At 59.0% G+C, this 20,220-nt stretch carries 19 protein-coding genes and 1 tRNA gene; 2 read left to right on the forward strand and 18 right to left on the reverse strand.

The genetic code is table 11. From position 1 onward, the window contains the following. Window positions 1-144: 144 nt before the first annotated feature. The 13 genes from ACXAEK_RS03765 to ACXAEK_RS03825 form a co-directional block, all read right to left on the reverse strand. On the reverse strand, window positions 145-3,024 hold the full coding sequence (locus tag ACXAEK_RS03765) for a Hint domain-containing protein (protein ID WP_475040000.1): 2,880 nt from the start codon (window positions 3,022-3,024) through the stop codon (window positions 145-147). 360 nt (window positions 3,025-3,384) lie between these two features. Continuing rightward, on the reverse strand, window positions 3,385-3,867 hold the full coding sequence (locus ACXAEK_RS03770; protein WP_475040001.1) for an A24 family peptidase: 483 nt from the start codon (window positions 3,865-3,867) through the stop codon (window positions 3,385-3,387). Then, window positions 3,864-4,703: a helix-turn-helix transcriptional regulator gene (locus ACXAEK_RS03775; protein ID WP_475040002.1), complete on the reverse strand. Its 840-nt coding sequence runs from the start codon at window positions 4,701-4,703 to the stop codon at window positions 3,864-3,866. The genes ACXAEK_RS03770 and ACXAEK_RS03775 overlap by 4 nt, the downstream gene beginning before the upstream one ends. Window positions 4,704-4,953: 250 nt before the next feature. Next, window positions 4,954-5,955 carry a type II secretion system F family protein gene (locus ACXAEK_RS03780; RefSeq protein ID WP_475040003.1) on the reverse strand — a complete coding sequence of 334 codons (1,002 nt, stop codon included), beginning with the start codon at window positions 5,953-5,955 and terminating at the stop codon, window positions 4,954-4,956. A 14-nt stretch (window positions 5,956-5,969) separates the two neighbouring features. Next, entirely contained in the window at window positions 5,970-6,962 is a 993-nt protein-coding gene (locus ACXAEK_RS03785; RefSeq protein ID WP_475040004.1) for a type II secretion system F family protein, read from the reverse strand. Beyond that, entirely contained in the window at window positions 6,963-8,264 is a 1,302-nt protein-coding gene (locus tag ACXAEK_RS03790; protein ID WP_475040005.1) for a CpaF family protein, read from the reverse strand. It abuts the gene before it with no gap. 94 nt (window positions 8,265-8,358) lie between these two features. Further along, on the reverse strand, window positions 8,359-9,588 hold the full coding sequence (locus tag ACXAEK_RS03795) for a CpaE/TadZ family protein (protein ID WP_475040006.1): 1,230 nt from the start codon (window positions 9,586-9,588) through the stop codon (window positions 8,359-8,361). A 23-nt stretch (window positions 9,589-9,611) separates the two neighbouring features. Further along, the gene (locus ACXAEK_RS03800) at window positions 9,612-10,256 is read right to left on the reverse strand and encodes a TadE/TadG family type IV pilus assembly protein (protein WP_475040007.1); all 645 of its coding nucleotides are present in this window, start codon (window positions 10,254-10,256) and stop codon (window positions 9,612-9,614) included. Further along, complete coding sequence (locus ACXAEK_RS03805) at window positions 10,253-10,759, reverse strand: TadE/TadG family type IV pilus assembly protein (protein ID WP_475045178.1); 507 nt, start codon at window positions 10,757-10,759, stop codon at window positions 10,253-10,255. Before ACXAEK_RS03805 ends, ACXAEK_RS03800 begins: the two co-directional genes overlap by 4 nt. Before the next feature lie 2 nt (window positions 10,760-10,761). Next, a complete protein-coding gene (locus ACXAEK_RS03810; RefSeq protein ID WP_475040008.1) occupies window positions 10,762-12,219 on the reverse strand; it encodes a TadE/TadG family type IV pilus assembly protein in 1,458 nt (485 codons plus the stop codon). A 30-nt stretch (window positions 12,220-12,249) separates the two neighbouring features. Continuing rightward, the gene (gene cpaB, locus ACXAEK_RS03815; protein ID WP_475040009.1) at window positions 12,250-13,056 is read right to left on the reverse strand and encodes a Flp pilus assembly protein CpaB; all 807 of its coding nucleotides are present in this window, start codon (window positions 13,054-13,056) and stop codon (window positions 12,250-12,252) included. A 175-nt stretch (window positions 13,057-13,231) separates the two neighbouring features. Then, complete coding sequence (locus ACXAEK_RS03820) at window positions 13,232-13,423, reverse strand: Flp family type IVb pilin (protein WP_475040010.1); 192 nt, start codon at window positions 13,421-13,423, stop codon at window positions 13,232-13,234. Between the two features lie 280 nt (window positions 13,424-13,703). After that, a tRNA-Arg gene (locus ACXAEK_RS03825) sits at window positions 13,704-13,780 on the reverse strand. A gap of 146 nt (window positions 13,781-13,926) precedes the next feature. Here ACXAEK_RS03825 and ACXAEK_RS03830 point away from each other — a divergent pair. After that, window positions 13,927-14,952: a LacI family DNA-binding transcriptional regulator gene (locus ACXAEK_RS03830; protein ID WP_475040011.1), complete on the forward strand. Its 1,026-nt coding sequence runs from the start codon at window positions 13,927-13,929 to the stop codon at window positions 14,950-14,952. Further along, window positions 14,952-16,157: a winged helix-turn-helix domain-containing protein gene (locus tag ACXAEK_RS03835; RefSeq protein ID WP_475040012.1), complete on the forward strand. Its 1,206-nt coding sequence runs from the start codon at window positions 14,952-14,954 to the stop codon at window positions 16,155-16,157. Before ACXAEK_RS03830 ends, ACXAEK_RS03835 begins: the two co-directional genes overlap by 1 nt. A gap of 6 nt (window positions 16,158-16,163) precedes the next feature. Here the strand turns inward: ACXAEK_RS03835 and ACXAEK_RS03840 are convergent, their stop codons facing one another. From ACXAEK_RS03840 to ACXAEK_RS03860, 5 genes are all read right to left on the reverse strand, one after another. Continuing rightward, window positions 16,164-16,592, reverse strand: a complete 429-nt coding sequence (locus tag ACXAEK_RS03840; protein WP_475040013.1) for an acyl-CoA thioesterase — start codon at window positions 16,590-16,592, stop codon at window positions 16,164-16,166. A gap of 88 nt (window positions 16,593-16,680) precedes the next feature. Next, window positions 16,681-16,857 (reverse strand): hypothetical protein, encoded by a 177-nt coding sequence (locus ACXAEK_RS03845; protein ID WP_475040014.1) that lies wholly within the window; start codon window positions 16,855-16,857, stop codon window positions 16,681-16,683. A gap of 150 nt (window positions 16,858-17,007) precedes the next feature. Beyond that, window positions 17,008-18,513, reverse strand: coding sequence for a TRAP transporter large permease (locus tag ACXAEK_RS03850; protein ID WP_475040015.1), 1,506 nt, complete (start codon window positions 18,511-18,513; stop codon window positions 17,008-17,010). Next, window positions 18,510-19,091, reverse strand: coding sequence for a TRAP transporter small permease (locus ACXAEK_RS03855; RefSeq protein WP_475040016.1), 582 nt, complete (start codon window positions 19,089-19,091; stop codon window positions 18,510-18,512). The genes ACXAEK_RS03850 and ACXAEK_RS03855 overlap by 4 nt, the downstream gene beginning before the upstream one ends. Window positions 19,092-19,170: 79 nt before the next feature. Beyond that, a complete protein-coding gene (locus tag ACXAEK_RS03860; protein ID WP_475040017.1) occupies window positions 19,171-20,214 on the reverse strand; it encodes a TRAP transporter substrate-binding protein in 1,044 nt (347 codons plus the stop codon). Window positions 20,215-20,220 lie beyond the last annotated feature (6 nt).

The following is a 20,220-nucleotide window of genomic DNA, read 5'->3' on the forward strand; positions in this document are numbered from 1 at the left end:
ACAGCTGCGTCTTTATCCGGGAAATCACGGTCCAACGCCAATGAGATTGAGTCCTCCAGCTATTCCATAACGGAATAAATAACCCTGGATACAGTCGAAATGCTCACGCCGTGGCAGCATCCGCATTGTAGCGGATGACGAACATCATGCTACCTGAATGCCTTGCAGATCGCGCCTTTTCAGAACCTGACGGGCCAAGTCACCGTAGGTAGACCGAACATGGCTGCGCCCCGCTTCACCGGAAAGCCCGTGAACGGATGCCAGGTCCGGGAAAAGATCAAACAGCTCCCGCATATCCGCCCGGCTCAATCCGCGTACCGCCTCAGGGCCTGGCCAAAACGTTTCTGTGGCTATACCTTCAGCGAAAATCACCTCATGCCGCTCTGTCATAAGATGCACATAGGTAACCGGTTCGGCGGCAAATACCTTTTGACTGCAGCTCTGGTCTATATCAGCCAACAGCTTGACAGGCACAAAGCGCTCATCCTGACTGGGATTTCCAGAAAGGGCATGTCGGCCCAAAAGCAAGCGGTGCTGCGGCGACAACAGCATCGGGCGTTCCGGGGACAGGAGCCCGCCAGGAGAGACACAATAGGGCCTTAAATGGGGACGTTGAACCAGCTCAGCCGGGCAGAGTGTTCGTTTTCCAACCCAGATGACCGGCTGATAACCATTGTCTGCGGTTTGCAGCAGATCGCCCACCTGAATTCTTCCTGCAGGTATGGCACCGCGTTGCGTAGCCAGGCGAACGTCTGGGGTAAAACACGGAATACCTGCAGACAAAAGTTGCGCATTTGAGGTGATCTGAGCAGGAGCTACCCCTTGCAGCACAAGTTTTTCACCGCCTGGAAACGTCAGAAGCGCATTGCCGCTGCCGTCATCTGAAACGGAAACATCATGAGTGCGGATCGCACCGCTCGGCCCCGTGCCGCCGGTCAGTGCGGATACATCCAGCTGGTCGTTGAAAAAGCCATCAGCGTCGTCATCACCGATATCGAAATCGCTTATTGTATCAATCCCGCCTGCTGCAGTCAGGATTACGTCGTCGTAGCCGGAACCGGTCGTCAGAATATCATTGCCGGCACCCAGCGTAACGGTGTCGTCGCCAGCGCCCGCATCGATATCCACACCAGCGCTGTCAGCAGAAGCGTCCACCAAATCGGCCTGGTCCGTCAGATCCAGCGCCTCGATCTCGGAATATGTGATCGTGTCTGTGCCGTCGGTAATCGTGCCTGCCTCATCACCCGTATAGGTGACCGTTACCCCTGCTGTGACGGCAGAAACATCAACAGTATCAAAGTCGTTCCCGGTTTCCCCGCCGGTCAAAGTGTCGTTGCCGAAACCATCGGACATTTCAAAGGTGTCCGCATCAGCCTCGCCGTGCATCAGATCATCGCCACTGCCACCAATCAGGAGGTCGTTATCGTTGCCCCCGTACATGGTGTCGGCACCGTCGCCACCTTCCAGAGTGTCGTTGCCATCGGTCGCCACGATGCTGTCATTGCCGGTCCCGCCGACGAGACTGTCGTCGCCAGCCGAGTTTCTGAGCGTATCATTGCCAGCACCGCCAATCAGCGTGTCGTTACCCAAGCCGGTGGTCAGGCTGTCGTCGCCATCGCCGCCATCAATGTAGTCGTCACCATCCCCACCAGCGATCGTATCAGCGCCAGCACCGCCAATCAGCGTATCGGAGCCAAGACCACCATCCATGACGTCATCGCCGTCGCCGCCATCAAGGCTGTCGTTACCATCCTCGCCGTACATAAGGTCCGCATCCAGCCCGCCGGACAGAACGTCGTTGTCGTTGCCGCCATACATGGTGTCGGCGCCATCCCCGCCCTCGAGGGTGTCATTGCCGTCAGTCGCTACGATGCTGTCATTACCGGTCCCGCCAACCAAGCTGTCGTCGCCAGCAGAGTTTCTCAGAGTGTCGTCGCCTTCACCGCCGATCAGCGTGTCATTGCCAAGCCCGGTGGTCAAACTGTCGTTGCCTGCCCCCCCTTCGATATAGTCGTCACCGTCTCCGCCCGCCAAGGTATCGCCGCCGGCTCCGCCAATCAGGGTGTCGGCGCCAACTCCGCCGTCGATGACATCGTCGCCATCACCGCCATCCAGACTGTCATTACCTTCTTCGCCGTAAAGGGAGTCGTCTCCTCCTTGGCCAAAAACAACATCGTTGCCCGCCCCGGCCAGAACTGTATCGGCTCCTTGCTCGATCGGAGTGACAACAGGATTGTCAATGGTATCGCCAGACAGCGTAAAGCCAGCGGGGCCTTCGCGGGTCTGCAAAGTAAATTCGATGGAGGAGCGGTCTTCAAACTCTGCGGAAAACCAAGCATCCTGATCGGTGTAGGCGTTTTTCTCCGCTCCGGTAGCTGTCACCATGTTGCCATTGACAGCCGTGCTAAGAGAAGAATCTGCAGACACCCCAAAGGAGGTGAAGCTGTTACCGTCAATGATCACCGCCTCGGCGTCGCCGTAGCCGCTGTTGTCATCGACGTCATTGAAGGTTGCAGTCGAGTTCAGATATACGGGTTCGCCGGTCGCCGGATCGAAAAACTCCAGCCGGAAAGTGGCCTGATCTCCGGGATCATCACCGTCCAGCAGGATTTCAGCCCCCTGAGTGTAACCGAATTCCACCGACATATACGGGTTTGACTTTTCAACAAGGACCAGTTTGCCCCAAACCTTGGAACCGTCATTCAAAGTCGCAACATCTTTGAAGACGGCGTAGTCACCCGAAGACCCCGTCCATCCATCGTGCGAGATGCCTTGGATGTTGTAGATGTCCAGAACCAGCGGGCTGGCATCCAGGCCCTGCTCGAACCCGTCTCCCATGTCACCATAAACCGTATCATTGCCAGCACCGGCATCGATAACGTCGTCACCTTCTTCGCCTGCAACGGAATCCTGTCCTTCTCCGGCATCGATCGTGTCGTCGCCCGTGGATCCATCTATTTTGTCATTTCCCTTCGAGCCAGTTTTGCTGGCCACGAGGTCCTTGACCCAATCCAATATCCCCATGCGCTTTTCTCGGCTTTCAAACAGGCGTTGGTGACGCGCAACCCCTTGCTCTGAGGAACAAGAGTTTACGCTCTGCAGTTGCCGCTGACGGCAAAAGCAGAGTTATGAGTATCCCGGTAAAAAAGCGTAAATCGCAGGCGAATAATCCGAGCTGAGACTGGCAATTTTTGCGGTTTAACGCTGTCAGAAACTGTTCCTCATTCCGTTAACAGCACAGCACATGCTGTCGGCCGCCTCCGTCAGCCGGCCTCAACATCCGGCGAAGAAAAATCTGTATTGTATCTCAGGTGTTTGAGAAAAGCCCTGCTGGCTCAGACAGCAGTTTCAGCCGCTGCACGCCGTTGGTCACAGAAAAGAATTTCAGGAAGTAAGCAGTTCGACCGCAGGCAGCATTGCCAGTGACAAGGAGATTGCCAGACCCATGGGCAGTTTGCCAGGTTGCGCGACCGCGGCCCATCGGGCTTGCCCCGGAAACAGGCATGTCCGCCGCAGCGCGGAAACGGCGGCAACGGCGGCAATCATAGAGATGCTGAAGCTCCAGCCGTAATTGCTTAAGGAAAGTGAAGGCACGAACAGCAGTGCTGCTGACATCATTTTCACATCACCGCCTGCCAGAACACGCCGGCAGAACAATAGAAAGCAAACCACAAACACCGTCCCAGCCGCGAGCAGCCGCATCCCGGCCTCAGGCATCTCAAGCGCCGGGGCCGTGAGGACGAACACCCCCATCAAGCACAGCACCAAGCGGTTTGAAATATGCAGGCGCCGCACATCTTCAATCCCGGCATAAAGCAACAGCGGGCTGGCCGCGATCAATGGCACAAATTCCATCACGGCTGTCATGCAGCGGAACCGCGCCGGGGCAGATGGCCTGAAAACGTATCGACTGAGACCAGATTATACACCAGCTCTGTCAGGTTGCGGGAGCCCGTCTTGGCATAGATGTTGCGCAGATGCGTCCGCAGCGTTGACTTAGAAATCCCCAGGTCATTTTGCACCCGCTTGGCGGGCTGACCTTTACTCAGCAGCACACAGACTCGGTATTCCGCGCGGCTCAGCTGAGCAGGGTTCTCCATACTCAAAAGATGCGCTTGAACATCCCGGTGCCTGCGCAGCCGGCGCCCCTTCAAACAGGCCTCCGTATACAAGCCTGGCGACCGGTTGGTCCAGGTGCCCACCAGCGTGCCGGAAATCATGTTCAGCAGCGCCTGCTGCACCGCTCCTGGACTGGCGGCAAAATGAAGTTCCAGAAAATCTATGTGCTGTTTGCCGGAGGAGAGTGGAATGACAGCAAGCTCGGCCAATTTGCGCGCTGAATGAAATTGCTCAAGCGCTGGTTCCTGGTTTTCGCCGCTCATTGACTTGTACCAGATCAGCCCTGGCTTTGCCTTGTCCAGATATGTCCCCAGCACGGATCTTGCAAATGACCGCTCAAGCGGCGGGCCCTTCCCCGCGGCCACCACCGCGTCATAAATAACTGATCCGGAAAGCCGGCCACTGCCGGTCGAAACTCTGCAAACAGCTGCAGCTTCTCCATTGATGGCTGCAGCCAAGGCGCGCAATGCATCCCTGAACGGCGCACAGCCATGAAGGCACTCACACCACCGCGCAATAGGCGCGATCATTCCAGCCTCAGCGGCTTGGATGGTGCGGGTGTCAAAAAGCGCATTGGTCCCCATAACGCGCATCCCCCACAGTAACATGTACTCATTTAACTTAGCGCCTTTAGCGACTTAGCAAGCGCTGATATCAATTTACCCCTCGTTACCCTTATAATGCTGGTTCGCTCACTGCAATTCGTCAAGAGTTTGACAGGCATTACGTGGCACAGGTCAATTTTTCAATTAATAGGCGAATTTATCACCTCTATCAGCGACCGAGAAAGAACCAATTCCAGCACTTAACCCGAATTGTTGAACGTTTTCCGGCTCAGCTGGCGATAAAGCGAATGTAGCGGATTACCACTGGCCCGATCGTGATCATGATCAAGGCTGGCAACATCAAAGAAGCCAGAACAGCTGACATTTTAACCGGCAGCTTGTTGGCCATTTCCTGCGCCCGCATCTCCCGCTGTTCCCGTAAATCTTCAGAATAGGTTGCCAGCGCTGATGCCATGCTGGTTCCGAACTGCATGGACTGCAGGGCAACATTGGCAAAGGATTTAGCAGTCTCAACGCCGGTCCTGCTGGCCATGTCCAGCAGGGCGTCTTCCCGCTGCCTTCCAGCCTGAACCTGCCTTTGCATACTCAGCAGTTCAAAAGCCAAATCGGGAGCGACCACTGCCAGCTCGTTGCCAACCCGGGTCATGGCAGCATCAAAGCCCAAGCCGGAATCCACTGAGATCCTCATCAAATCCAAAGCGTTGGGAAACGCTTCCTCAATTCTGCGGCGCCGTGCGGCCGCACGTGCGTTCAGCACGTAAACCGGACCGAAATAGCCCGCCCCAACCAGGCTGCTGAGCCCCTGAAACACCTGCAGATTCGTCCAGCCGGCAACAAATCCGGTGACCGGATTTGGCGGAAGCAGGCCAGGCGTTTTCCCGGCGGCGATGATCAAAAGCAGCAATCCAGGCACGGCAAGCCCCAAAAAGACACGGATCAGCATGAATTTCTGCAGCGCTCCGGCTTGCGAAAACCCGGCCTGGGACAATTTGCTTTCCAGCGCAGAGCGCTCACGCTGGTCTGCCGGAACGAAGGCTTTCATCAGCCCGTCCGCAGAGGGTTCCGGCTCTTTGAGCAGATTCATATCCCGGCGCATCCGCTTTCGGGTATCACCCAACAATGAGAGACGGGCCGCTGCGGGTGATTTTCTGGCCAGGGTTCCAGCCAAACCAAAGTAGAGAAGCAAGGCTGCCACCGCGAAACCCGCCATAGCTATCACGCTCGCGGACACGTCCAATCGCACCAAAATTCCGTTTATGACTTCTTGCATAGCTACCTCCCCGGTCAAATCCGGAAACTGACGAGTTTCTTGAGCGCGGCAGCGTTCAAAACAGTCAGCAGGATGATCCCGCCCATCATCGGGCGGAACATCGGATCATCGGCCACGCCCGAGTAATAGCTGGGCGTCAGGACAGAAACCGCCGCAAAAATGACCAGCGGAAGTGCCGACAATAGCCAAGCCGTCAACCGCCCCTCGGACGCCAGCGCGTGTACTTTCCGGCGCAACGCAATGCGGCTGCGGATGACCCGCGCCAAGGTTTCCAGCATTACGGACAGATCACTACCGGTTCCATGCTGGATCCCAATGCTGGCAGCCAAATATTTGGCGTCCTCAAGCCCCGCCCGGTCCGCGAACTCCTGTACGGCATCTGGTAAGTCTTCCCCGAAAGTCACTTGGTCAAAGATAACCCCCAGCTCCGTCCCCACCGGGTCCGGCATTTCACGGGCGGCTATATCTATGGAGTTGTTCAGCGGATGGCCGACCTTTAACCCCCGCGCCATCATTTCCAGCGCGTCCGGCAATTGGTGCATCAGCTTTTCCAACTGTTTCTGCCGCTGATTAATAACCAAGGCGACCGGAATCCCAAGTCCTCCGCTTACACCTATTGCAATGCCTGCCAACGGACCCGCAAAGGAAACCGCAGCCAGACAGAAAATCAGGGTCAGCGCAGCGCAGCCGCTCAGGAACACCCCGGCGCCGAATGGCAAGCCTGCCTGAAGAAGGAGCTTCGGCAGTTGCCCCACGACAGGCAAACGGAGCCATCCAGCCTTGGAGGAAGGCGGTTTCAGGAGCGCAAGCCGCTCGGCCCCGCTGCGGCCCTGTGCGATCATCTTCAACCGGCGGCTGCGCATCGCTTCTGCGCTGGCTTTCCGGCTTAGGATTTGTTTAAGCCCGGACACTGCAAGCAGCACACCCACGGCAACCCCGCAATAGATGGCATACCCGCCCAGATACCCATTCCATCCTGCAAAAGCGCTCAAGAGATCCTGGTACATTCACGCTCCCTCCGGCAGAAACATGTTCGCGTCGAGGCCAGCGCCTGCTGATTTAAGCAGCCCCGCACATTGCGGCCGAATACCCGTGGCAAGGAACTCGCCTGCGATTCCGCCCTCCGGGGTTTTGCCGAGCCTTCGGAACACAAAAATGTCCTGCATCGTGATGACCTCCCCCTCAAGCCCGGTGAGCTCAGAAATGCTGACCACCCGCCGCTGACCGTCTGCCATCCGGGCAAGCTGCACGATGAACTGAAGACCAGACGCGATTTGAGAACGGATCGCTGCCAACGGCAGCTCCATGCCCATCATCGAAACCATCTGCTCGATCCGGCCCAGCGCATCCCGGGCAGAGTTTGCATGAACGGTGGTCATTGACCCGTCATGACCAGTGTTCATTGCCTGGAGCATGTCGAAGGTTTCTGCACCCCGCACTTCGCCCACTATGATGCGGTCCGGGCGCATCCGCAGGGCATTGCGGACAAGATCCCTTTGGCTCACGGCGCCGCCGCCGGAAGGGTTCGGCGGCCGCGTCTCCAGCCGAACAACATGCGCTTGCTGAAGCTGCAGCTCTGCCGCATCTTCGATGGTCACAATTCGCGACCGCGGATCGATGCCTGCGGAGATCGCGTTCAGCATGGTGGTCTTGCCTGAACCAGTCCCGCCAGAGATCAGGATGTTCATCCGCGCCTCTACCAGCGCCTGCAAAAAGGCTGCAGCCCGGCCATTCATCGCCTTGTTCGCAACCAGTTTTTCCAGCGTCAGAGGATCACGCGCAAACTTGCGGATCGACAGGGACGGCCCGTCAATTGCGCAGGGGCGGATGATTGCATTGACCCTGCTGCCGTCTTCCAGCCGCGCATCTACCCACGGGTTGCTTTCATCAACCCGGCGCCCGACACGGGAGACGACTTTATCGATAATCCGCAACAGATGCTTCTCGTCGCGGAACCGCACTCCGGTCTGCTCCAGCACCCCGCCCCGCTCGACAAACACAGTCTTATGGCCATTGACCAGAATGTCATTCACACCCGGGTCCGCCAAAAGCGGCTCCAGCGGCCCGAGCCCCAGCACTTCGTCAATGAGTTCATCCACCAGGCGGCGGAATTCATCCGCGCGCAGCGGATTGTTTTCCTCCGCCAATACGTCGCTGACAAGCTGGGCAACTTCCCGGCGCAGCTCCTCTGCCTCAACCTTGTCGATCACAGCAAGATTCAGGCGCTCAATCAAGGCTTCATGCATCCGGCTCTTGAGTTCCAGAAACGCAATCAGTTTCAGATCTTCAACAGGAAGTTCCGCTTCCAAAGGAGATGCCGCCTCCTCCGTCTGGGGCCAAAGGGAAACAACCGTCTCCGCATCGCCGGCGGATTTTGTCCGTTTGCCAAAGTTCCTGAACATCTCAAACCGCCTTTCTATGCGTGGCCTGCTCCGCCGGCGGGCGGGCGTTCCGGGTTTCGATCAACTCCTCGGCCATGCGCCGGATTGCCTTTGTCAAACCCGATCGCTTGGCAGCTGAAGACAATGGCACGCCGCTGTCAGCAGCCGCGCCAGCCGCCGAAGGATCGTTTGGCAGCCAGTACTTGAACGGCCTTTGGAGCAGCTTGGAAGCTTCCTTGTGATGACTGGCAGAAAACAAGGGTTTGCTTTCCCGGCTGATCACAATATCGGCCTGCAAACGCATGCTGGTTTCGCCGTAAAAGTCGAGCAATCGCCGCGCCTGGCATATCGACGGGACAGAACTGCCCGTCACCATGAGCAGCCGTTCGCTGGCTTCCAATACGGGCGTCAGCCATTCCGCCACCGCCCGGGGCAAATCGAGCACAACAAAATCAAACTTATTGCGCAAATGCGCGATCAGGGTCTTAATCTGCTCCGGCTGCAAGGCATGCAAGGGCGCGATTTCTAAGGGTGCGGCCAGCACCCACAAGCCCGGCTGGGCTTCGGTCATGGATTGCTCCAAGAATACTTGGTCCGGGATAAACCCTTCGCTGGCCAGTTCATAAAGGCAGCGGTTCGGTTGCAGATCCAGAAAGCTCCCGATGGTCCCGAACTGAAGGTCAAGATCTACCAAGGCCACTCGGAATTCGGCTTCCTTGACACGCAGCCCGCGTCGGCGGGTCAGGCAATCTGCCAAGTTCACTGCCAGGGTCGTCGCACCCGCCCCGCCGCCAGACTGGCTGACCGGGACCACCATCCCCTCGCGTGAACCACGCTCATTCACCTCGCCATTCACAGGCTTCACCCTATTCAGGCAATTCCGAATGGACTTGGACAGTTCATCCGGCGAGACCGTGTCCGGCAAGACATCATCAACCCCGGCGTCAGCCAGTCTGCGGAGTTCCGAAAAGGGCATGTTCGCGTCTGCCAGCGCCAGGAAGAGTGCCCCGCCGCCTGTGCGGTCCAAAATTCCTCTTACTGCCGCAGCATCTCTTTTGGCACTTTCGCCAACCCGGAAGATCACCAGGTCGTTTTCCTGCGCCAATTCCAGAGCAGTACCGTTGATTTCGCTCAGCTCCGCGATGCACTTCTTTACCCCGGTCCCTGGTCGGAACTGCGCCACGCTTGTGACCAGCGTGCTAAGCGCCGGATCATTCGAGACCACAACGATGGAAGTACCTTCATCCTGCATCGGCAACTCCTTTCTGCTATGCCTCAACCGCTTTGCCCTAGCGCCAGGTCCTCAGCCGGCAAGGAAACACTCATCGGCGGAAACGGCACATCCGCCCCCAGGGATGGATCCGCAGAGGCGCCCGCCAGCGCTGCCAGCCGTCCCAAAGGCGATACAAACTCAAACGACTGGTTCCGCAGCTCAACAGTGACAACAGGCACATAAGGGCCACCCAGAAACCCGAGATTCTGGTCATAACTGTAGCTAAAGGAGAGCGCAGAGATCGTAGCGCCCGGCGGCATAGCCCCGCGCACCAGCTGCCAGATTTCAGTCGCTGTCGAACTGGCGGCCAAGCCAGCGCACGTCACTGTTCCAGCATCATAACAGACGTCAGGTCCAGCCCGGCACGACGTTCCAAAGCTGGGCAGCGTTCCGCTGGCGGCTGGATCGCGCTCATGAATTTCCGGGACTCCGGCACAGGCGGGCGGACGTACCGCTGCCACCCGCGCAGCGACATTCATCGCGCGTTCGGCCACCACATAGTGGAATGCCATTCTGCCAAAGTCGATAATCCCCATGAACAATAGCAGGAACAGCGGCATAGTTACCCCAAGTTCCACCAGAGAGGCACCGCCCTGATCCTGGCGGAACCGGCGCAGTGCCGCATATGCCCTCGTAAAGCTTTTCACGTGCCAAACACCCTGCTTTGATCGGCAACAAAGGTGGTGATGCCAGGCAAGCTGCCACCATTCAGCGCAAAGATGCCTGCAAACGGGAATGTCATTGATAGGCTGGCCCTGACTTCCACGACTGGAGATGGAGAAACCCTGTAACTGCCAGCGTGACAGGTCAGGGCTGGCGTGACAGACGTCACTGCCAAGCCCGGCGGAAACAGCGCAGTTTCTTGAATACTCTGCTGCACGATGCTGGTCAGCTGTGGCGTGTAGCCGGCAACAGACCCGCCAGAGCTGCAAATATCCTGAGGCGCGACCCGCGCCAGATACCGGGCGGCGTCACGCACACCGGAAACCGCGGCCTGATAGGCCCACATCATTCTGCCGCCCTCAATGATAACGGCGAAAATCAGCAGCATCATGGGCAGCATCAGCGCGAACTCCACCAGGACCGCGCCATAATCTTCCCGGCGAAAGACCGCTATTCTGCTTTTGATATGTCCCCGGCTCAGCATCATTTTCACCGGTACAGCTGAACTACATCGCGGAAGACGCCTGCATTTCCGGTACCTCCGGAACCGCCCCCCGCACTGCCGACAACTTCACCCCAGATATCCAGGGTCGGTGGCGACGCGCCGTCGTCACCAACTGGTTCGGTCAGAAACACCTTCACGAATTCCTCGACCGGCACGTCAGTGGCTGAGCCGTTAACGGGATTCGCTGCACAGTCCACGCCCGCAGCAATGACCACGCGCCGGTTCTTGTCCACGCTCTGGCTTGGTGCACAGATTGGCCGCCCAGTTTCGGCCAAGCCACTCAGAATGTCAGCACTGCTGCCCGGACCGCCCGCTGCGTTGATTTCCGCCTGATAATATTCAAACCGGGTTGCTGCGCCGGGATGCGGATCAACCCCGCCGTAGTTAATATCGACATATTCAGTCCGGCCTGCCGTCCATATACCGTCCCCGAAGCGGGAGCATCCGCCGGTGCCAAAGCAGTCATCCCGAGGCAGGCCGACCGTGTCAGGGGAAACCTGCTCTTTCCCTTTGATGCAGCTCCCGCCGCCCTTTGGCACGATCCCCTTGATGACATTGGGCGCCGGCCGGTAATCGGGATCATTCCGCTTGCCGTTCATAATCGCTTTATAAATGTCAAAGCGGACATTGAAGACCGCATCACGGATTCCGACCTTTTGGCCTGGCTCGATATCCACGCCCCGCTGATTAAAGCACTGGGTAATGGTGCCCTCAGCGCCAAGCAGGCAAGCATCCAATTGCGCTCCGTTCAGACCAGCGCACGGGCCCTCGTCATCCACCAGCACCTTGGCCGGATCAAGAAAGCCGAAGTCACCCGGCCCCCAAGCCGCGCCGTTGCCGCCAGAGCGCAACAAGATCATTTCCCCGATACTGGCATCAGCTGAAAACCCTGGCGGGATACAAAACATCAAAGGAGTAATGTCGCAGGCATATTGAGTGAATCCCGCAACCGAGGACGCCCGCGCCTGCTCATTCGGTCGGGTGGTTCCTGCAAGTGCGGCAAAGGCGGCGCCTAACGTGGCACCCACCGTGCTTGGAACGGCCTCAGCGCGCACAAAAACAGCCTCCGCAGGATCCGCGGTGACGGCCGTAAGCGCCGCTGTGTCATCACTTGGCAGCTCGGTAAAAAATGTGAGTACGTAATCGGTATCCCCGCTCAACACGCTGCCTCCTGAGCCGAAGGTCTTCCGGTCGCTGATCAGATTGGCTGCGGCGGCACGGGCGCGGGTAATCGAATCAGAATTTCCGTCCAATTCCCCAGCGGCCGCCAGGGCGACATTATCGGTGAAGGCTTGCAGTTCGCTTCGCGTGATGCCGGTCCGGCCCAGATCGAATGACATTGCGGCGATGCCAAGGAGCACTGCAAAGCTCAGCCCCCAAGTGACAAGCATGGCGCCACTCTCACTGGCGATGAATTCTCGTGTGCGGGATGTCCGGGGCATGGCTGCTCATCTCCCAAAATGCGGCAGGTTTCAGCGGATCTCAGTTTCGGACACTTCGGTGCCACGCCGGATGAGGACGGTTTTTCGCACCGGCTTGTCCGCGCTCAGCGGTGCAGGGTTGCGCAGAACATCGCGCAGGCCAATGGACTCCAGCGGCACGTCCTCATCAGGCGCATCCAGGGTCCGCAGGGTCAGGCTTAGCGTGCCAGCCCGCTGTGCCAATGCCAGCCTCTGGCCCTCCTCCGGTGTAACTTCGACAGTAACGGTGCGGGCCACGCCAGGGGCCTCGGATTCCTCATTGGCATCCTGATCCACACCAATCACTCTCGCGTTTTGCAGGATGGTTACTGTTTTAAGATCCGTTCCCCGGCCTTGCGTCAGCAGAATATCAACGTGATCACCCGGTGTAACAAATCCGCCCACAGCGGTTTCGGCGCTGACCTTGATTGCCATCGCCCTGTGGTTCGGGCTTAGGGCCTGAACAATGGTCACCTTTTCCCCGAACTTGGAAATCTTCGACGCGCGGATCAATTCACCCTGAGCGATGGGGCGGCGTGCCCGGCGTGGCGGCTGGCCTGCATCCGGCAGCAAAGCATCAAATCCGGTGAATGTTCCCGCCGGCTGCGCCTGGGCCGGCCAGGCGATGGTGGTCAGGGACTGGGCCGTGATCACCGTGCCGAAAGCAATATCATGCGAGGCAACAACAACTTCGACAAGTTCCGGCCCGGCGGCCGTGCGGGCCGCATTCTGCCCGTCAATATAGTCCTTGGCGACATAAGCCGAGCCTCCAGCCAGGGCGAGTCCGGAAATCATGCTCAAAAGTGACGGAATATTCATGCCATGTTTCCTTCCATCAGTGATCTGCTGAAGCTTGGTCAGCGGATGGCTGCTTCACCGGTTTGCCTAGCGGCGGGGTCCAGTGTTGTTCTGTGCCTTCGGCCGGGCTGCTGTTCGGCAGCGCAGGGTTTGATACCAGCTGTTGACCCTGCGCGGCCGAGTATCCAATCCCCTATCAGGGGGTACCGGAGTCCGGCATTTCGGCGCCTGCGGCCACCATGCCATCTTCGATTTCATCGCCGAGATCAGTCAGCGCCGCCGTTCCCAATGCAACAGCCAGCGCAATTGCAATGCCGTACTCAACCAGCGTCACTCCACGCTCGTCGCGGCGCAGGCGGGACAGCATTTCTTTCAGATAAACAGTCATTTCAGTCTCCCATCAGATAAATGCCGGCGGGCTGGCAGTTCATGTGCCAGAAACCGCGCTTGGCACTGGCTCCCTTTCAGCCTGGCCCGCATCGGACTGAGCCGCATCATCCGGAGAGATTGAAAAAACACCCTGAAATTGTATTTCTCCCTGCCAAGGTACGAACAGATGAAGTTTCAGCAATGGAGAAACTGCATCGTACCCCAGATGGCGGCGTAACAGCCCGCGTTCTGCGTCAAGCCATGCAAGGCGTTGAAAGGAAAATGCTTTCAGGAGCTACTGGCGACCCCGGCAGGATTCGAACCTGCAACCTGCCCCTTAGGAGGGGGCTGCTCTATCCAGTTGAGCCACGGGGCCGTGCGTATTAACGCGATAGCAAATCCCTCCTGCGATCACAATGGGATGGGGGCGGCCAAAAGCCGATTTGCCGCGCGCAGTTTCCATTGTGCAGCAACAGATGTCTGCGCTAACCTGAAGACAGCAGTAACAAGAGGCTCAGGAACGTGACCACGGACAGCAAGCGCCCGCTCACCCTTCGCGACGTATCCGAAGCAACCGGTGTTTCAGAAATGACTGTGAGCCGCGTGCTGCGCAACCGCGGGGACGTTTCCGAGAAGACCCGCACCAAGGTGCTGACCGCGGCCAAGGAACTCGGCTATGTGCCCAACAAGATTGCGGGTGCATTGGCGTCGAACCGGGTGAACCTGGTGGCAGTGATCATCCCGTCCTTGTCGAACATGGTGTTCCCCGAAGTGCTTACCGGCATTAACAAGGTGCTGGAGAACACGGAGCTTCAACCTGTGGTTGGCGTGACCGACTATCAGCCCGAAAAAGAAGAAAAAGTGCTCTACGAGATGCTGTCTTGGCGCCCTTCCGGGGTGATCATCGCGGGCCTGGAACACACTGACGCCGCGCGTGCGATGCTCAGCAGCGCCGGCATCCCGGTGGTTGAGATCATGGACACAGACGGCAAGCCGGTGGATGCGATGGTCGGCATCTCCCACCGCCGTGCGGGCAGGGAGATGGCCAAGGCGATTCTCAAGGCCGGCTACCGGCATATCGGATTCATGGGTACGAAAATGCCGCTCGACCACCGGGCGCGCAAACGGTTTGAAGGCTTCACAGAGGTTCTGGCCAAGGAAGGCGTGGAGATCGAGGACAGGGAGTTCTATTCTGGCGGTTCGGCGCTTGCCAAGGGGCGAGAGATGACCCAAGCCATGCTGGAGCGTTCCCCAGAACTGGATTTTCTTTATTATTCCAATGATATGATTGGCGCGGGCGGCTTGCTGTTTCTGCAGGAGCAGGGCATCAGCGTTCCAGGCCAGATCGGCCTGGCCGGGTTCAACGGTGTTGAATTGCTGCAAGGCCTCCCCCGCAAGCTGGCTACAATGGACGCCTGCCGCCTGGAGATTGGCCGCAAGGCAGCAGAGATCATCGCCGCCCAGCTTGAAGATCCGGAGGCTGACATCGAGAAACATGTCACTCTGACCCCGACCATCGCTTACGGCGACACGCTGAAACGGCGCTGATGGCGCTTCAAAGGCTTGGCAATCAAGATGCGCGCCGGCTTTTCCTGGAACGCCATGCGCTGCTGGAACAGCCCTCGGGGCCAGCCAAGGGCTCCGATCTGCTAGCGCTGATCGAGCGGCTTGGTTTCGTGCAGCTGGACAGCATCAATACTGTGGCGCGGGCGCATGATGTCATCCTCTATTCCCGCCGGCCAGGATACCGCGCCAAGCATCTCAAGCAGCTCTATGAACGCGACAAAAAGCTGTTTGAGCACTGGACCCATGATGCCGCTGTGATCCCCATGGCGTTCTTTCCGCATTGGCATCTTCGGTTTCAGCGCGACGCCGGCCTGCTGCGCAAACGCTGGCGCAATTGGCGCCGGGACGGATTTGAGGCGCGGTTCGAAGCCGTGCTGAATTACGTCCGCGACCATGGCCCGGTCAGCTCTTCCGACGTCGGCAAGGATGAGAAGAAAGGATCAGGCGGCTGGTGGGACTGGCACCCCTCCAAGACCGCGCTTGAGTTTCTCTGGCGCTCCGGCGCTTTGACCGTGGTCGGGCGTCAGGGTTTCCAGAAACGCTATGATCTGACAGAGCGGGTAATCGAGGCGCCTCTCTGTCCCGGCACTCTTTCCTGCGATGAAACGGCTACCGTCCGCTGGCTCTGTTCCGCCGCGCTGGACCGGCTGGGATTTGCGACATCCGGTGAAATTGCGGCTTTCTGGGACACGGCTTCTCCGGCCGAAGCCAGGACTTGGTGCGCGGAACAACTGCGCCTGGGTGAATTGGAAGAAATCGAAATCACGCAATCAGACGGAAAGCTGCGCAAAGTGTTTGCCCGCCCAGGCACGGTTGAGGCCGCTGCAGAGCTTGGCCCGGCGCCGGGACGGATGCGGGTGCTCAGCCCCTTTGACCCTGCGCTGCGCGACCGCAATCGGGCGGAACGGCTGTTTGGCTTTCACTACCGGATCGAAGTCTTCACCCCGGCCGCAAAACGGCAGTACGGCTACTACGTCTTTCCCCTGATGGAAGGCACACGGCTGGTGGGCCGCATAGACATGAAAGCGGACCGCGATGCAGATCTGTTGCGCGTGGCCGCCGTTTGGCCGGAGCAGAACGTAAGGTGGTCAGCAGCCCGCACAGCACGGCTTGACGCGGAGCTGCACCGGGTGGCGCGGTTTGCCGGCCTAAGCAGCGTGAGTTTTGCAGACGGCTGGCTGCGCTAGCCGGTTTCAGTCCGGCTGCAGCCGCGCCTCAATCACGTGACGGTAGTCCTGCGGCGCTGATTTGGCCGTAAACGTCTCAGGCGCAATGAATACGCAAACAAACTTTCCCTCGAAACACAGCTTGCCATCCTGCCGTGCGGCCACCCGGAAGGTGACTGACTTGCCGCCCAATGCCGACGGCCAAACCTCGCACATTAACCGGTGACGGGGCGTTACGGGCGACCGAAAATCGATACTCATATGCACAAACGGCGTGCCGGTGCCGCGGTCCAGTTCCATCTGATACCAGCCGTCACCATTCAGGTGATGCTCCCACCAGGCGTCGATTGCCTCCAGCGCAAAGGCCGGCAGCCGCCCGGTATAGGCAATCCGCGCCGGGTCGCAATCGCCCCAGCCCACGCGGATTTCGTGGATGAAACTGTCCTGCACTGCCATTGTTGACCGCTCCGCATGAAACCTGCGCGGGTATCCTACCGGTGCGGGCCGGCGGCATCAAATGGCAATAACGGCCAGAGCCGCAGCGTCAGGTATTGCCGCGCTTGCGGGAGAGGATCAGGTCGGGCAGCATCAGCGCTTCAATCAGCGCATCGCAAAGCCCGACGCAATTTGTGCAGCCGACACAAGGCCCCTGCAACCCGGACACTTCCGTTGCCAGCGCCTGAACTTTCGGCGCAGAGGCTTTGCTGCGGCTGATCTGCATGGCGGGTCTCCCCATTTTCTGCAATTCGGTCGGATTATCGGAACCTCAAATTGTGATTCAGGTCAATCAGAGCCTGTGTCACAAAATATTTCCATTTCCTGCACTGGAAAACATGTGCCCTCCCCGGCATCGCGGGAAGGGCGGTCAGTCTTACTGCGTCAGCATCAGGGGCAGCAGCGTGATGACCGGAAAAGCGACCAAGATTATCACCCGGATGATGTCGGAGGCGACAAAGAACATCACCGCCTTATAGGTATCGATCATCTTGGTCTTGCGGTCCATCGCATTGATGATGAACAAATTCATGCCGACCGGCGGGGTGATCAAGCCGACCTCCACCACGATCAGAACCAGCACGCCGAACCAGATGGCGACATATTCCGCCTCGATCCGGTTCACCCGGCCCTCAGTCACCCGGATGCCCAGTTCCTTCATCTGCTCACGGGTCAGTTCAGCACCGGCGGCTATGGCGTCCTGTATCGAGGCCAGCATTTCGGCCCCCATACCCTCGGGCACGCCTGCCTTCAGCACCTCCATTGCCGCGTCCGCCTGCATTGCGGGCAGCGACAGCAGGCCGAAATCCATCGCCGAGATCACCGGGAAGAAGATCGGGATGGTCAGCAGGATCATCGACAGCGAGTCCATCAGGCATCCGAACACCAGATAGAAGGCGAGGATCAGCGCCAGCACCACCCAGGGGCTGAGACCCTGGCTGACCACAAAATCCGCCAGTTCCTGCGGTACCTTGGTCAGCGCAAGAAAGCCGTTGTAGAAGCCCGCCCCCAGCACGATGAAGAAGATCATCGCGGTGGAGCGCGCCGTGACCATGAAACTCTCACCCAGGGTTTCACGGGTGAGCCCGCCGTTTAGCCAGGCAATCAACCCGGTGCCAAAGGCACCTACGGCCGCGCCCTCGGTCGGGGTGAACCAGCCGAGATAGATGCCGCCCACCACCAGGCCAAAGACCAGCAGCACGGGCCAGACATGGAACAGCGCTGCAAAGCGTTCGCGCATCGGAACCGGCGGGCGGGTGCCCGCGCTTTCCGGGAACAGGCGGACGTAGATAGAAATTGCAATCACATAACCCAGGGCCGCCAGCAGGCCGGGGATGAAGGCCGACAGGAACAGCTTGGCGATGTTCTGCTCGGTCAGGATGGCATAAATCACCAGCACCACCGAGGGCGGGATCAGGATACCCAGCGTTCCGCCTGCTGCCAGCGTTGCGGTAGAGAAACCGCCGGCATAGCCGTATTGCTTCAGCTCCGGCAACGCCACCCGGCCCATGGTGGCCGCAGTGGCCAGCGACGACCCGCAGATCGCGCCAAAACCCGCGCAAGCGCCGATCGAAGCCATCGCCACGCCGCCCTTGCGGTGCCCCAGGAATCCCTCGGCGGCCTTGAACAGCGCCGTGGACATGCCGCCCAGCGTTGCGAAATGCCCCATCAGCAGGAACATCGGCACAATGGTCAGCGAATAGGAAGAGAAGGTCGTATAGGTCTCGCTTTTCAGCCGCCCGAATGCCACCTGGGTGCCATCCGTGACCCAGATCAGCCCGCCAAGCCCGACCAGGAACATCGAAAGCCCGATCGGCACCCGCAGGAAAATCAGCAGCATCAGGACCGGAAAGGAGGCGATGCCAATTTCAAGAGCCGTCACTGTTCGCCCTCCACGCCGTCCCAGATCAGGATCCGGCCGGTAAAGAATTCAAGGGTGCGCACCGCACCCATGTAGATGCCCACAATGGCTGCCACGACCGCCGCCACCATGCTGATCGCATAGGCCCACCAGATCGGAAATTCGAGCAGGAAGGAGGTCTCGCCATTGGAATATTTGCCGGCAAGCCCTGCCCCCAGCCGCCAGGCAATCAGCACCAGCACAGCGGCAAAGATAAGTTCGGTCACCATCCGCAGGAACCGCTTCACCCCGCGCGGAAAGGCGTTTGCCACCACATCGACCGAAGCATGGCCCGCGGTGATCTGGCACAGCGGCAGGAACGCGAAGATGGCAAAGGCCACGCCCGCCTCGACCAGCTCAAAGTCGCCGTTGACCGGTCCGATCCAGCCCGTCATCCATTTCGAAAACCCAGGTGCAATCCGCTCCATCAGATCGCCATGGAAGACGCCGTTCAGCAGCCGTCCGGCGATCGAGACACATGTCAGAATGATCAGGAGAGTGAGGACCGCACCGCCCAGGTAGGCCATGGCCTTGGCCAGCCGCATCATGAGCTTGTGCATGGTTCTATTGCCTTATTCCGGTATGCAAAGGGCCGCTGCCAATGCCGCGCGGCCCTTCACCAATATCAGTCAATCCGCGTTACTGGTACTGCGGCGTGTATTTCTCGATCAGCCCGCTGGCCTCTTCGATCAGCGCGGCACCGTCGATACCCTTTTCGTTCATATCGGCGATCCACTTGTCATAGATCGGCTGCGAACGCTCACGCCAGATGGCGGTCTGTTCTTCGTCCAAGGTGATGACAGTGTTGCCCAGATCCAGCGCCATTTCGCGCGAAGGGCCGTCGGAATCTGCCTGAGTGCCGCCGGCAAAGACCGAGAATTCCAGCCCGGAGTTGTCATCGATGGCCTTTTTCAGATTGTCGGGCAGGCTTTCATATTTCTCTTTGTTCATCGCCAGAACGAAGGTCAGCGTATAAAGCGCCTTGCCGGTGAATTCGGTGTGGTTTTCCACCAGTTCCGGGACCTTCAGCGCTGCGGTCACTTCCCACGGGATGGTGGTGCCGTCGATCACGCCTTTGGACAAGCCTTCCGGGATTGCCGGAACCGGCATGCCAACCGGGGTTGCGCCCAGCTCGGTCAGCAACGCATTGACCGAACGGCCGCCGCCGCGAATCTTCATGCCTTCCAGATCTTCAGGCGTTTCCACCGGATCTGATGTGTGGATCATGCCCGGCCCGTGCACCCAGGTGCCCAGGATATGCACGTCCTTGAACTCGGTGTCCTTCATGTGCTTGTCGAACATTTCCCAATAGGCATGCGACACCGCGCGTGCATTGGTCATCATGAAGGGCAGTTCGAACACTTCGGTCGAGGGGTAGCGGCCGGGCGTGTAGCCGACCACGGTCCAGACGATGTCCGCCACGCCGTCGATGGCCTGGTCCATCAGCTCCGGCGGCTTGCCGCCCAGCTGCATCGACGGGAACCGGTCGATCTTGATGCGCCCGCCCGAGGACTCCTCGACGTTATCCGCCCAGACATCCAGGATCAGTTTCGGCACATTTGCCTGCGCCGGCAGGAACTGGTGCAATTTCAGGGTCACGTCCTGGGCAAATGCCGGTGCCGCGCACATCGCTGCGACGGCTGCCGCGCCAACCGCGCCCAGTAGCTTTCTCCGAGTGGTCATGTCGTC

The organism is Leisingera sp. ABM4_101 (genome assembly GCF_056158725.1).

What these genes read in the sequence shown, in the direction of transcription:
- ACXAEK_RS03855 (WP_475040016.1), bottom strand. Translation starts at nt 19,091, where the DNA reads ATGCACAAGCTCATGATGCGGCTGGCCAAGGCCATGGCCTACCTGGGC.
- ACXAEK_RS03775 (WP_475040002.1), bottom strand. Translation starts at nt 4,703, where the DNA reads ATGGGGACCAATGCGCTTTTTGACACCCGCACCATCCAAGCCGCTGAG.
- ACXAEK_RS03845 (WP_475040014.1), bottom strand. Translation starts at nt 16,857, where the DNA reads ATGCAGATCAGCCGCAGCAAAGCCTCTGCGCCGAAAGTTCAGGCGCTG.
- ACXAEK_RS03805 (WP_475045178.1), bottom strand. Translation starts at nt 10,759, where the DNA reads ATGATGCTGAGCCGGGGACATATCAAAAGCAGAATAGCGGTCTTTCGC.
- ACXAEK_RS03810 (WP_475040008.1), bottom strand. Translation starts at nt 12,219, where the DNA reads ATGCCCCGGACATCCCGCACACGAGAATTCATCGCCAGTGAGAGTGGC.
- ACXAEK_RS03835 (WP_475040012.1), top strand. Translation starts at nt 14,952, where the DNA reads ATGGCGCTTCAAAGGCTTGGCAATCAAGATGCGCGCCGGCTTTTCCTG.
- ACXAEK_RS03770 (WP_475040001.1), bottom strand. Translation starts at nt 3,867, where the DNA reads ATGACAGCCGTGATGGAATTTGTGCCATTGATCGCGGCCAGCCCGCTG.
- ACXAEK_RS03780 (WP_475040003.1), bottom strand. Translation starts at nt 5,955, where the DNA reads ATGCAAGAAGTCATAAACGGAATTTTGGTGCGATTGGACGTGTCCGCG.
- cpaB (WP_475040009.1), bottom strand. Translation starts at nt 13,056, where the DNA reads ATGAATATTCCGTCACTTTTGAGCATGATTTCCGGACTCGCCCTGGCT.
- ACXAEK_RS03785 (WP_475040004.1), bottom strand. Translation starts at nt 6,962, where the DNA reads ATGTACCAGGATCTCTTGAGCGCTTTTGCAGGATGGAATGGGTATCTG.
- ACXAEK_RS03795 (WP_475040006.1), bottom strand. Translation starts at nt 9,588, where the DNA reads ATGCAGGATGAAGGTACTTCCATCGTTGTGGTCTCGAATGATCCGGCG.
- ACXAEK_RS03765 (WP_475040000.1), bottom strand. Translation starts at nt 3,024, where the DNA reads ATGGGGATATTGGATTGGGTCAAGGACCTCGTGGCCAGCAAAACTGGC.
- ACXAEK_RS03820 (WP_475040010.1), bottom strand. Translation starts at nt 13,423, where the DNA reads ATGACTGTTTATCTGAAAGAAATGCTGTCCCGCCTGCGCCGCGACGAG.
- ACXAEK_RS03860 (WP_475040017.1), bottom strand. Translation starts at nt 20,214, where the DNA reads ATGACCACTCGGAGAAAGCTACTGGGCGCGGTTGGCGCGGCAGCCGTC.
- ACXAEK_RS03840 (WP_475040013.1), bottom strand. Translation starts at nt 16,592, where the DNA reads ATGGCAGTGCAGGACAGTTTCATCCACGAAATCCGCGTGGGCTGGGGC.